Here is an 11,949-nt window from a genome sequence, read left to right as displayed (position 1 = left end):
TATGACTGGAGAGGAAACGACCCCCCTGCCGTTGATATCATATGATTTTCCGCGCCGCGTCGATTTGGCGCCTTTGTGTCATGTGACCATCTGCCACGTGCGGATAACCAGAAACACCAGACCAAAGATTGCGGCCCATGCCAGCGCCATCTTGACCCAGTCGGCCGCGGGCAATCGCCTCGCGAGCAATGAACTGATCACCAGCGCCAGCGCGCCGAAGAACCAGATCAGTTGCACCCCGGTATCGCCGTTCATAGCTGCACCTCCAACCCGTCATAGCCCGGCTCGACACCCGGCGGCAATTCGGCCGCAAGGTCGTCATAATCCATCGTATTGTCCATATGGGTGATGATCGCCCGCGGATTGCCGCATTTTTCCAGCGCCGCGAGCGTCATCGCGAGATGCGGATGCGTCGGGTGCGGATAGCGACGCAGCGCGTCAATGATGAACAGATCGACGCCCTGGAAAAAATCGACCATCTCGTCAGTAAACTTAGAAAAGTCAGTAGCATAGGCTATCTTGTGCGAACCATCGCTAAAGATCAGTCCGCTCGCCTTGATCGGGCCATGCGGCATTTCGATCGCCGACACCTCAATCGGCCCGATCGATTGATGATCGAGCAGGTCGATCGGATCGACCGACGCCGGATAGCCTGCGTTGCCGGCAAAGGCGTAAGTGAAGCGCCATTTCAGGATGTCGAGGACATGGTCGCGCGCATAGGCAGGGACCGCCGAGCCGCGCAGGTGCATGATCTGGCGCAGATCATCGAGCCCGTGGCAATGGTCAGCATGCTCGTGGGTCCAGATGATGCCATCGACGGCGCCGACCTCGGCGTCGAGCAGTTGCAACCGCATGTCGGGGCTGGTGTCGACGAGCAAGCGAAAGCCACCGAGCGAGATCAGGATCGAGGCGCGGCTGCGCAGGTTGCGCGGATTGTCGGGGTCGCATTGCCCCCAGTCATTGCCGATCCGCGGCACCCCCGACGAGGTGCCGCAGCCGAGGATCCGGACCTTCATACGCGGTGTGACATTATGGCGCGGCCTTGTTGAAAAGCGCATAAAAATTGGCGCTGGTCGCCGCCGCCAGCGCTGCTTCGTCGTCGCCCCGCAGCGTTGACAGAAACGCCAGCGTGTCGGCAACGAAGGCCGGTTCGCCGGTCTTGCCGCGGTGGGGGACGGGGGCGAGGAAAGGGGAGTCGGTTTCGATCAGCAGCCGGTCCTGCGGCAACCATTTTGCCGTCGCCTGCAGATCGGCGGCATTCTTGAAGGTCACGATGCCCGAAATCGAAATGAACAGCCCCAGGTCGAGCGCCCGGCGCGCGAAATCGTCGCTGGCGGTGAAGCAATGGATGACGCCGGGAAAGGCCGCCCTGCCCATCTCCTCGCCAAGCAACGACAGTGTGTCGTCTTCAGCGTCGCGCGTATGGACGATGATCGGCAGCCCCGTCTGCTGCGCCGCATGGATATGGCGGCGGAAGCTGTCTTGCTGCCGGACGCGGTCGCTCTTGTCGTAATAATAATCGAGCCCGGTCTCGCCGATGCCGATCACGCGCGGATGCGCCGCGCGCTCGACCAGCTTGGCGGTGTCGACGTCGGGATGATCATCGGCGTCGTGCGGATGGATGCCGACGCTGGCCCACACATCGGGATTGGCCTCGGCGGCCGCCAGCACGTCGTCCCATTCGCTTTCGCGCGTCGCGATGTTGAGCATCGCGGTGACCCCGCGGGCGCGGGCGCGCTCCAGCACGTCGCCCTGCTGCTCGGCGAGCCCCTTGTAATTAAGGTGGCAGTGCGAATCGACGAGCATTACGCCTCCCCTTCCCCTGCCGGCAGTTCGAGACGCGGGAAGAGGGGGGTCGGCTGGCCCACCTTGAAGCCGGTCGCGGCGAGGTTCGCGAACCAGTCGGCGTCAGAAAGCGCCGCGAAATTGCGGGCGTCTTCGCCAATACCCATTTGCTCGAGCAACTGGTCCGCGGCAGTCGGCACCACCGGACGAATCGCGATCGCCAGGGTGCGGACGACCTGAAACAGGGTCATCAGCACCGCGCGCATCCGATCGGGGTCGGTTTTCCGCAGCGCCCATGGCGCCTGTGTATCGACATATTGATTGCACGCGAAAACGGCGCGCAGCCACTCTTCGATCCCGGTCGAGAAGGCAAGCTGTTCAAATTCGCGCGGTAGCAGATTGCCGCAGGCATCGTCGACGATCGAGAGCAACGCGCGATCATCCTCGTGCCACGCATAGTCGGTCGACAGAACACCATCCAAATTCTTGAAAATCATCGACAAGCTGCGCTGCGCTAGATTGCCGAAGCTGTTCGCCAGATCGGCATTGGCGGTGCGCACGATCGCTTCGGCCGAATAGGTGCCGTCCTGCCCGAAGCTGACCTCGCGCAGCAGATAATAACGCAGCGGATCGACCCCGAAGGTGTCGGCGAGTGCCATCGGATCGACGACATTGCCCAGCGATTTCGACATCTTCTCGCCGCGGTTGAGCAGGAAACCGTGGCCGAACACCTGCTGCGGCAGCGGCAGACCGGCACTCATCAGGAAGGCCGGCCAGTAAACCGTATGAAAACGCACAATATCCTTGCCGATCATATGGATATTCGCGGGCCAGAATTTGCCGAAATCGCCATCGAGCGCGGGATAGCCCAGCCCCGAGAGATAGGTGGTGAGCGCGTCGACCCACACATACATCACATGCCCGGGCGATCCGGGCACCGGCACGCCCCAGTCGAAACTGGTGCGCGAGACGCTGAGATCCTTAAGCCCGCCTTCGACGAAGCGCATCACTTCGTTGCGGCGGCTTTCGGGGCGGATGAAATCGGGCTGGTCGTGGTACAGCGCGAGCAGCCTGTCCTGATAGTTTGACAGTCGGAAGAACCAGCTCTCCTCGACCGTCCACTCGACCGGGGTGCCCTGCGGCGACAGGCGGGCATCGCCTTCCCCGTCGACGAGCTCGCTTTCGTCGTAAAAGGCTTCGTCGCGAACCGAATACCAACCTTCGTAACGATCGAGATAAAGATCGCCATTGGCCTCCATCGCGCGCCAGATCGCCTGCGACGCGGCGTGATGCGCGGCGTCCGACGTGCGCATGAAATTGTCATAACTTATGTTCAGTTTGGCGTACATATCACGGAAATAAGACGACATTTCATCGGCAAGATCGATGGTTTCGCGGCCCTGGTCACGCGCCGTCTGGAACATTTTCAGCCCATGTTCGTCGGTGCCGGTGATCAGCCGGACGTCGCGGCCGCGCGCGCGCTGGAAGCGTGCCATCACGTCGGTGGCGATTGCTTCATAGGCATGGCCGATGTGCGGGCGGCCATTGGGGTAGCTGATCGCGGTGGTGATGTAGAAAGGGGCGCTGTTTTCGGACATGGCCGCGCCTTAGCCGCTGGCGCGCGCGAGGGAAAGCGTCAGCGTGCCGCCTGTCCCGAACGCGGCGCCAGTCCGGCCAGGCAATTGCCGATTTCGAACCCCACCATCGTCCCGTCATAGGAACCGCGAATGGCATCGCGAACGGTTCGCTGGACGCGGTCCCATTGCGCGAGAATCGGGGCAATCTCCGCAACCGAACGCTCGCGCGCCAGCCGCGCGAGCAGCCCCGGCACGATGTCGATAACAAGTTCGAGCCGGGCGCGATTGCTGGTGCCGCCAACCTCGCGCGCCAGCGCCTCGCGCAACCGGTTTTCGGGGTCGCCGGTCGCGGCAATCGCCAGCAGCTTTTTCTCCATCGCCGCAACATCGCTGTCGATCAGCGCCAGCGCCTTGCCCGGCACACCGCCCGACGCCGCGACGATCGCGCGCGCTTCGGCAAGATCGAGCATCGGGCGCAGATCGTGCAGCCACGCTGTCATGACGTCACGATCAACTGGTTGAAAACGCAGCGTTCTGCATCGCGACCGGATCGTCGGTAACAAGCGTCCGGGCGAGTGGCTGACAAGCAGGAACAACGTTTTCGCCGGCGGTTCCTCGAGCGTCTTGAGCAAGGCGTTGGCGGCGTCGGTTTCCAGATCGTCGACCGCATCGACGATGATGACGCGCCAGTCGCCGAGCGACAGCGACAGGTGCAGGCGGCGGATCATCTGCCGCACCTGTTCGATCGTGATGTTGCGCGCGAGGTCTTTGCTCTTGTCCTTCGGCTGACGCGTCAGGTGCAGGATTTCGGGATGATTCCCCGCCTCAACCAGACGCCCCGCGGTGCCGTCACCGGGATCGTCGAGCGCGAGCGCCTGCCCGTCGCCGCCGCGGCCATGGGTGACGAGGAAGCGCGCCACACGTGCGGCAAACGCCCCCTTCCCCATCCCCTGCGGCCCGGCGAGCAGCCAGGCGTGGTGCAGCCGCCCGCCCTGCCAGCCTTCGAGAAAGGCGGCCTCGGCATCCTGATGGCCGATCACAGCCATTCGGAAAGCCCGTTCATGATCGCCGCGGTGACCTGCCCGGCGGGGGCGTCGGCGTCGATGATCCGCCATCGGTCGGGTTCGGCCGCGGCCATTTCGACGAAACGCGCGGCGAGCCGCGCCTGATAGTCGGCGGGTTTGCTGCCCATGCGGTCGCTGCCGCCGCGTGCGGTCAGGCGCCGCGCGGCTTCGGCGGGGCTGACGGTGAGCAGAAAGGTGCGGTCGGGCAGCAGCCCTTCGGACCCCACGCCATGCAGCGCCAATATGTCGGCATCGGTGATGCCGCCGCCGCCGCCCTGATAGGCGCGGCTCGAATCGACGAAGCGGTCGCACAAGACCCACGCGCCGCGCGCCAGCGCAGGGCGGATCGTGCGCGCGACATGGTCGGCGCGCGCCGCGGCGAACAACAACGCCTCGCTGCGCGCATCCCAGCGGTCCTCGCTGCCTTCCATCAACAGCGTCCGGATCGCTTCGGCGCCTGTGCTGCCGCCGGGTTCGCGCGTTGTGACGACTTCGATGCCGCCTGCCGCAAGCGCCGCGGCGAGCGCATGGATCTGCGTCGATTTGCCGACCCCTTCACCGCCCTCCAGCGTGATGAAGCGCCCACGCGTCATGCCGACCGCCTGTCGAGATCGAGAAGAAAGGAGCGCGCGTGCATCATGCGGCGGTAGCCGCCGCCACGCGCTTTGTCATCACGGCGCAGCGCGGCCGCCGCCACTGGCTGCCTTTTTGCCTATGCCGCCGTCGACCGACGCTATCGGCACCGAAAAACCCCAGGTCATCAGCCGTTCGGCTTCATCGCGGCGCGCCTTGTCGCTCGGCAGGCCCGCGACGACCATGATCAGGCGGCGCCCGTCGCGCTTCGCCGACCCCAGGAAGCAATAGCCCGCTTCGGATGTGTGCCCGGTTTTCAGGCCGTCGGCGCCAACAAAGCGGCCGAGGATCGGGTTGCGGTTGGACTGGACAATCGGCTTGCCTTCGGGCGAGGTGCCGTGCTGAAGCCTCGGCAGCGAGAAATAGCGGGCATAGCCGCCGGGATGGTCGCGGATCAGCCGATCGGCGAGTGTGATCAGGTCGGCGGCGCTGACTTTCGTCGCCCCGCCGTCGGGCCAGCCACTCGGCGTTCCGAAATAGCTCGATTTCATCTCTATGCCACCAGCTATTATGTTCATTCTTTTAGAGAAAACTTCTTCGCTGCCATCAATTCCAACCGCCAGCACCGCCGCGGCATCATTGCCCGACACGGTGATCAGGCCTTTCAGCAGATCGTCGACCGAAATTTTCTCGCCGGGGCGAAGGAACATCGTCGATCCGCCGCTGCTGCCGCTCCATTTCTTCCATGTCGCGTCGCTGACGGTAAATTGCTTGTCGCGCGACAATTCGCCCTTCTTGATCAGGTCGAGTACGACATAGGCGGTCATCACCTTGGCCATCGATGCTGGGGCAAAGCGTTTTTCGGCGCCGCGCGAATAAAGGATTTCGCCTGAGTCGAGATCCTTGAGCATCACGATCGGCGCCTGAGTGGTGTAAAGCGGACGGGCTGCGGCGGCGCTTTTCGGACGCGCATCGTTCGCCGCCGACGCGGGCGCGGCAAAGACCAGTGCAAGCCCTGCGAAAACCGCGGCGCTATTCTTTGTTATTCTTGCGATTTCTATCACCGATTGGCCCGTCAGCGATCGCGCTGGACCACCGCGTCGCGAAAGCCCTTGGCCTTGGCTTTGCCCAGCGCGCCGCGCGCGTCGGCATCGCTCGCGAAGGGGCCGATCCGCACCCGCCAGAGGTTGCCTGCCTTGGTGACCGTGCCATCCACCGAACTCGCCGCCGCATTGGCGCGGCTTTCGCTGCTGAATGCACCGACCTGCACGACATATTTGCCGGTGGCTGCCGGAGCGGGCTTGGCCGTCACTGCCGGTTTGGCCGCGGGCCTGGGCTTTTCAACAACCAGGCGGTCGTCGCCGGGCTTGGCTTTCGCCGAAGCGATCGGCGCAGCAGGCTGCGCCTCGACCGATGGTGCCGCGGCCAGCGCCTTGGGCACCGGCATGGCTTTCAGCTTGGTGCGCAGGATCGACAGCAGCGAATCGGGGGTCGCGATCCGTTCGGGGACCGCTCGACCGGCGCGCAGCTGTGCGCGTTCGGCGGCGGGCGGGTTCGTGCGCCGCACCCGCACCGCCGAAACGCCGTCGGTCAGGCCCAGCTGTTCGGCGGCGCCGCGCGACAGGTCGATCAACCGGTCGCCGACCATCGGCCCACGGTCGTTGACGCGAACCAGGATCGTGCGCCCGGTATCGAGCGCCGTCACCTCGACATAGCTGGGAAGCGGCAGTGTCTTGTGCGCGGCGCTGATCGCCGCGGGGTCAAATGTCTCGCCATTGGCGGTCGGCCGTCCGGCGAGTTCCTCGCCATACCAGCTTGCGTAGCCGACATCGTCATAATCGGCGATGTCCGATGGGGTGTAGGTCGTGCCGCCGATCGTATAGGGGTCGCCGATCTTGACCGGCGTATCGCTGACGCCGCCCGTCGATTGGGCCGGTGTCGGGCTGGCGGTCGGCCCGCCCTCGCGCTCACCGCCGAAACTGCCACAACCGGCGAGCAGCAGCAGCGCCCCGGCCATCAACCCCGTTTTCCTACCGATCGATTTCATCCGCCAGCAACCCCACAGACAGTGCGTAAAAGTTGGAACAATTATAGTCCAATATCGCACGATAGTTACCGGTCAGCAAATATGCGGTTCGTCCGGGGCCGTCGGGTTCGAGCAGCACCGCCTGAACCTGTCCGTCGGGCCAGCGCCCGCCGATCGGCTGGATACCGTCGGCGCGCCATTCGGCCATCGTGCGCCAGCGGCTGTGGCGCGCAAAAACGCGGGCGCAGCGGGTGGGCGCCAGGCGGCTGGCGACGCGGCTTCGGTCAAAGCCGCCCGGCACGGTGACGGCGACGCCCCATGGCTGCCCGGCGCGCCAGCCCGCACGGCGGAGATAGGCCCCAATCGATTCGATCGCGTCGGCCTCGCTCGACCAGATATTGGCGCGCCCGTCGCCGTCGCCGTCCTCGGCCACCGCCAGATAAACCGACGGCAGGAACTGCGGATAGCCGAACGCGCCGGCCCAGCTGCCCTTCAGCACCTCGCGCGGCACTCCGCGCTGGACCATTTCCAGCGTCGCAAGGAACTCGGGTTCGAACAGGCTGCGGCGGCGGCCTTCATAGGCCAATGTTGCCAGTGCTTCGGGCAGGTCAAAGCTGCCAGTAACCTGCCCATAGGCCGTCTCATGACCATAGATCGCGATCATGATGCTGGTCGGCACCCCCGTGCGCGCCTCGATCCGCGACAGCAAGGGCAGCAGGCGGTCGTGGACCCGGCGCCCGCCGCCGATCCGCGCCGCATCGACATGCTTCGCCTTGTAGGGCGCGAAATTCGGGATCGGGGTGTCGTTGGTCGGCGGGCTGCCCAGATTGTCGCGGTCGAGCGCGATCACCCGCGGGTTATAGCGCAGTCCCGCGGTCACACGGTCAAACACCTGCCGCGACACGCCGCGCGCCTGCGCCTTGGGCCACAGCGACTGGACATAGGCGTCGAAGCCGCTGTCGCCGCTCTGCGCGTGCAGCGGCGCCGATGCGGTGAGCAGCCAAGCCGACAGAATAGCGGCGGCGAGAGCGAAAAGGCGTCCGATTTTGAAACCGATAGCGTGCATGATGTACCCATCCATAAGGCGTGTCTCGCACAGATGCGAGCGGCTTGGCTAGGCAAGGGCGGGATGAGCCGAGTCATTCGCACGGCAGGCCGAGCCAGCAAGGTTTTTCTTGCCGCAAGGCCGCATCGCGCTATGGCGGCGACCGAGCGGACAGGTGGCCGAGTGGTTTAAGGCAGCGGTCTTGAAAACCGCCGTGGGTGCAAGCTCACCGTGGGTTCGAATCCCACCCTGTCCGCCAAGTGGCGCGCTGCCCCGGGAGTTCGCATTTTTACCGCGATGCCCGGTGCAGAGTGGACGCTGCCCCAAGCGAACGTCCGAAACGATCGCGGCGAAACGCCACGGCGACCTTATGTTTTTTGCCCCCCGTAGCGCGGCCCCCATATCAGGCGCACCGCGAATGGTAAATGGCATCGACACCAACGCGCGGGTCGCCGTCAGGCGTGCAATCTTTTCTCCAAGGCTGCGCCGACCCTGCTCCGTCTTGTGATTGTCGCCGGACCAATATTCCGGCCCCGATCACAAGAGGAACCCGATGCGCAAGACCCTGCTGGCCACCACCTGTCTGGCCGCCCTGCTTTCGACACCTGCCCAGGCGGAAACGACGATCACCACCGCGACCACCGCCCCGGTGCGGACATCGACGATCAAATCGGGTGCGCCCGATGACATCAAGATCACCTCGACCGGGTCGGTGAAGCCGACCGGCGGCACCGCGGTCACCATCGACAGCAATCACAAGGTGATCAACGAAGGCACGATCGAGATCAGCAACGTCAACGGCGCCCGCGGCATCGTTGCCAACGCCGGGACGGTCGGATCGATCACCAACGCCGCGACTGGCAAGATCATCATCGATGAACCCTATGCGCCGACCGACATCGACAATGATGGCGACATCGATGGCGCCTTTGCGCTGGGCAGCAACCGCGTCGGCATCGCGACCGGCGGCGCCTTTACCGGCAACATCGTCAACAACGGTTCGGTCGCCATCGAGGGTAATGATTCGGCGGGCATTCGGCTTGGCGGGCCGCTGACCGGCAATTTCATCAGCGACGGCACGGTCACCGTGCTCGGCGACCGCGCGCTCGGCGTCGGGTTACAGGATGTCACCGGCAACGTCCGCCTGGCCGGGACGATCACCGCCACCGGCGTCGATGCGATCGGCGCGCGACTGGCGGGCAATGTCACCGGCGCGCTGGTCGTCCAGGGCAATCTGACCGCCACCGGCTATCGCTTTATCACCCCCCCGGCAGACCCGTCGAAGCTTGATGCCGACGACCTGCTGATTGGCGGTCCGGCGCTGTCGGTCGAAGGCAATGTGACGGGCGGCATCGTGCTTGCAGTGCCGCCCAAGGACAACAGCACAACGGACAATGACGAGGACAAGGACGGCCTGCCCGACGACAAGGAAGGCAGCGCCGCGGTGCGTTCGTTCGGGTCGGCGGCGGCGGTGCGCATCGGGTCGACGGCGCAAAGTGTGACGATCGGCCCGGTCGCCGGGACCGGCACCTGGTTGGGCCTGATCATCGACGGCGCCGTGCTGGGTAATGGGCTTTATGCCGGCAAGGACGGCAACGGGATGCAGATCGGCGGCCTCGGCGGCGCGGTGACCATCGCGGGCGGCATCGGCATCGGCGCGACCGGCAGCGTGACGGCGCTGTCGAGGGACGTTGCGGCGACGGCGATCCGGATCGGCGGCGGCGCGACCACCCCCGAACTGCGCAACGCGGGCAAGGTCGAGGCGACCACCGCGGGCAATGTCGCGGGTTCGGTCGCGACCGCGGTCATCGTCGAGGCCGGCGGCGATGTCGCGCTGATCCGCAACAGCGGTACGATTGCGGCCAAGACCGGCGGGGACAACGGCACCGCGCGCGCGATCGTCGACCTGTCGGGCCGGGTCGCGACGGTCGAAAACAGCGGCACGATCAGCGCCACCGGCGCGCTCGCCTCGTCGGATCGCAATGTCGCGATCGACCTGTCGGCCAACACCAGCGGGGCGACGGTCAAGCAGACCGCGGTCGCGACCGGGGTGACCGCCCCCAGCATCGTCGGCGACATTCGCTTTGGCAGCGGTAACGACATTTTCGACATCGCCGACGGGTCGGTGAAGGGCAACAGCATCTTTGGCGCGGGCAACAACCGCCTTACGCTGTCGGGTGACGCGACTTACGCCGGCAATGCGCGCTTCGGCGCGGGCAACGACAGCATGGCGCTGTCCGGCACCTCGAAATACACCGGCGCGGTCGATTTCGGCGGCGGCACCGATACGCTGAGCATCGGCGGCACAGCGATGTTCTCGGGATCGCTCGCCAATGCACAGGGGCTGGCGGTCACGGTCGGCGGCGGCACCTTTGACGTCAGCGGCGCGGCGCGGATTGCGTCGCTCGCGGTCACCGACAAGGGAACGTTGGGCGTCCTGCTCGACACTGGCAGCACCGGCACCGCGGTGCAGGTCACCGGCAACGCCAGCTTTGGCGCCGAATCCAAACTGGCGCTGCGGCTGTCGAGCATCGAGCAGGCCGAGGGGCGGCACATCGTGCTGACCGCGGGAACGCTGACCGGCGCGAACAACCTGACCGCGTCGCAGACGCTGCTGCCCTTCCTTTACAAGGGCACGCTGACCTCGAACGCCACCCAGCTGATCGTCGATGTGTCGCGCAAGAGCACGGCCGAGCTCGGGCTCAACCGTTCGGAAGCCGGGGCGTTCGATGCGGTGCTCGACGCGGTGGTCGCCGACCAGAAGATCGAGGACGTCTTCCTGGGGATCACCAGCGGCGACCAGTTCCGTGCCCAGCTCGGCCAGATGCTGCCCGAGCATGAAGGCGGGGTGTTCGAAACCGTCACCTCGGGTTCGCGCGCGCTGTCGCGCCACCTGCAGGATCCCAATGCGCCGTTCCAGGACGAAGGTAAATGGGGCTATTGGGTCAACCAGGCCGTGTGGGGGACGTCGAAAAGCGTCGGAGACACCGCCAGCTATGACGTCAGCGGCTGGGGCATCGGGCTTGGCGCCGAAATCAAGAGCGACATCGGCAACTTCGGCGGCTCGATCGCCTTCCTCAGCGGCAAGGACGGCAATGGCAGCAACGCCAATGAAGTCGCCACCAGCCAGTTCGAAGGCGCGCTGCACTGGCGCCTGCGTTCGGACGGCTTCATGGCCAACGCGCGCGTGTCGGGCGCCCCGATCAGCCTGAAAGGCACCCGCATCTTCCGCGCCGAGGCGGGCGCCGAGGACATCGACAAGACGATGAAGGGCAAATGGGACGGCACCCTGTGGTCGGCGTCGGGCTCGCTCGCCTATGATGCCGAAGCGGGCGGCATCACGATCCGCCCGATGGTCGCGGTCGATTATTTCAAGCTGACCGAGAAGGGCTATCAGGAAACCGGGGGCGGCAACGCGCTCGACCTGAAGGTGCTGGGCCGCGACAGCGACGAGCTGGCGGTATCGGGCACCGTTGCCCTCGGCATGGATTTCGGCGGTCTCGACCAATATGACGGCTGGACGCGCTTCGAAATCGAAGGCGGCCGTCGCCAGATCGTCGGCGGCACGCTGGGTTCGACGACCGCGTCGTTCAAGGACGGTACGCCGTTCACCCTTACCCCCGATGATCGCACGAGCGGCTGGGTCGGCCGTCTCCGTGGTATCGCTGGCAATTCGGCCTTTCAGGTCGCCGGCGAAATGTCCGCGGAGGAACAGCAAAGCCATATCGGCTGGGCGTTCCGTGCGAGTCTGCGGGTCGGCCTCTAGCCCCCCGGCCGGCCCCGCGTGCAAGGGGGAAGCGTACTCCCTACCCTCGCTTCCCCCTTGCCTTTTTTGGAACTGAACGAAGACAGCGATGCTTGCACGATCGATCCCTTCCC

10 protein-coding genes and 1 tRNA gene are annotated in these 11,949 nt (G+C 65.4%); 2 read left to right on the top strand and 9 right to left on the bottom strand.

Annotation, left to right across the window (positions count from 1 at the left end; translation table 11 throughout):
* Positions 1-78: 78 nt before the first annotated feature.
* From ACTIFP_RS05925 to ACTIFP_RS05885, 9 genes are all read right to left on the bottom strand, one after another.
* Positions 79-255 (bottom strand): hypothetical protein, encoded by a 177-nt coding sequence (locus ACTIFP_RS05925; RefSeq protein WP_439567780.1) that lies wholly within the window; start codon positions 253-255, stop codon positions 79-81.
* Positions 252-1,016 (bottom strand): MBL fold metallo-hydrolase, encoded by a 765-nt coding sequence (locus ACTIFP_RS05920; protein WP_439567779.1) that lies wholly within the window; start codon positions 1,014-1,016, stop codon positions 252-254. The genes ACTIFP_RS05925 and ACTIFP_RS05920 overlap by 4 nt, the downstream gene beginning before the upstream one ends.
* Before the next feature lie 13 nt (positions 1,017-1,029).
* Positions 1,030-1,806 (bottom strand): TatD family hydrolase, encoded by a 777-nt coding sequence (locus tag ACTIFP_RS05915; RefSeq protein ID WP_439567778.1) that lies wholly within the window; start codon positions 1,804-1,806, stop codon positions 1,030-1,032.
* Entirely contained in the window at positions 1,806-3,383 is a 1,578-nt protein-coding gene (metG, locus tag ACTIFP_RS05910) for a methionine--tRNA ligase (protein WP_439567777.1), read from the bottom strand. The genes ACTIFP_RS05915 and metG overlap by 1 nt, the downstream gene beginning before the upstream one ends.
* A 38-nt stretch (positions 3,384-3,421) precedes the next feature.
* Positions 3,422-4,408 carry a DNA polymerase III subunit delta' gene (locus ACTIFP_RS05905; protein ID WP_439567776.1) on the bottom strand — a complete coding sequence of 329 codons (987 nt, stop codon included), beginning with the start codon at positions 4,406-4,408 and terminating at the stop codon, positions 3,422-3,424.
* Complete coding sequence (gene tmk / locus ACTIFP_RS05900; RefSeq protein ID WP_439567775.1) at positions 4,399-5,019, bottom strand: dTMP kinase; 621 nt, start codon at positions 5,017-5,019, stop codon at positions 4,399-4,401. Before tmk ends, ACTIFP_RS05905 begins: the two co-directional genes overlap by 10 nt.
* Positions 5,020-5,097: 78 nt before the next feature.
* Positions 5,098-6,063 carry a D-alanyl-D-alanine carboxypeptidase family protein gene (locus ACTIFP_RS05895; protein WP_439567774.1) on the bottom strand — a complete coding sequence of 322 codons (966 nt, stop codon included), beginning with the start codon at positions 6,061-6,063 and terminating at the stop codon, positions 5,098-5,100.
* An 11-nt stretch (positions 6,064-6,074) separates the two neighbouring features.
* Positions 6,075-7,016, bottom strand: coding sequence for a septal ring lytic transglycosylase RlpA family protein (locus ACTIFP_RS05890; protein WP_439567773.1), 942 nt, complete (start codon positions 7,014-7,016; stop codon positions 6,075-6,077).
* A 13-nt stretch (positions 7,017-7,029) separates the two neighbouring features.
* A complete protein-coding gene (locus tag ACTIFP_RS05885) occupies positions 7,030-8,091 on the bottom strand; it encodes a lytic murein transglycosylase (protein ID WP_439567772.1) in 1,062 nt (353 codons plus the stop codon).
* Between the two features lie 148 nt (positions 8,092-8,239).
* Here ACTIFP_RS05885 and ACTIFP_RS05880 point away from each other — a divergent pair.
* Both ACTIFP_RS05880 and ACTIFP_RS05875 read left to right on the top strand, forming a co-directional pair.
* Positions 8,240-8,329 (top strand) — tRNA-Ser (locus ACTIFP_RS05880).
* A 294-nt stretch (positions 8,330-8,623) separates the two neighbouring features.
* The gene (locus ACTIFP_RS05875; protein WP_439567771.1) at positions 8,624-11,836 is read left to right on the top strand and encodes an autotransporter outer membrane beta-barrel domain-containing protein; all 3,213 of its coding nucleotides are present in this window, start codon (positions 8,624-8,626) and stop codon (positions 11,834-11,836) included.
* Positions 11,837-11,949 lie beyond the last annotated feature (113 nt).

The organism is Sphingopyxis sp., assembly GCF_051861155.1.
Taxonomy (GTDB): domain Bacteria; phylum Pseudomonadota; class Alphaproteobacteria; order Sphingomonadales; family Sphingomonadaceae; genus Sphingopyxis.
The sequence above is the reverse complement of the archived record's forward strand: the minus strand, read 5'-3'. Positions and strand labels throughout refer to the sequence as shown.

What these genes read in the sequence shown, in the direction of transcription:
- tmk (WP_439567775.1), bottom strand. Translation starts at nt 5,019, where the DNA reads ATGACGCGTGGGCGCTTCATCACGCTGGAGGGCGGTGAAGGGGTCGGC.
- ACTIFP_RS05915 (WP_439567778.1), bottom strand. Translation starts at nt 1,806, where the DNA reads ATGCTCGTCGATTCGCACTGCCACCTTAATTACAAGGGGCTCGCCGAG.
- ACTIFP_RS05925 (WP_439567780.1), bottom strand. Translation starts at nt 255, where the DNA reads ATGAACGGCGATACCGGGGTGCAACTGATCTGGTTCTTCGGCGCGCTG.
- ACTIFP_RS05885 (WP_439567772.1), bottom strand. Translation starts at nt 8,091, where the DNA reads ATGCACGCTATCGGTTTCAAAATCGGACGCCTTTTCGCTCTCGCCGCC.
- ACTIFP_RS05920 (WP_439567779.1), bottom strand. Translation starts at nt 1,016, where the DNA reads ATGAAGGTCCGGATCCTCGGCTGCGGCACCTCGTCGGGGGTGCCGCGG.
- ACTIFP_RS05905 (WP_439567776.1), bottom strand. Translation starts at nt 4,408, where the DNA reads ATGGCTGTGATCGGCCATCAGGATGCCGAGGCCGCCTTTCTCGAAGGC.
- ACTIFP_RS05875 (WP_439567771.1), top strand. Translation starts at nt 8,624, where the DNA reads ATGCGCAAGACCCTGCTGGCCACCACCTGTCTGGCCGCCCTGCTTTCG.
- metG (WP_439567777.1), bottom strand. Translation starts at nt 3,383, where the DNA reads ATGTCCGAAAACAGCGCCCCTTTCTACATCACCACCGCGATCAGCTAC.
- ACTIFP_RS05890 (WP_439567773.1), bottom strand. Translation starts at nt 7,016, where the DNA reads ATGGCCGGGGCGCTGCTGCTGCTCGCCGGTTGTGGCAGTTTCGGCGGT.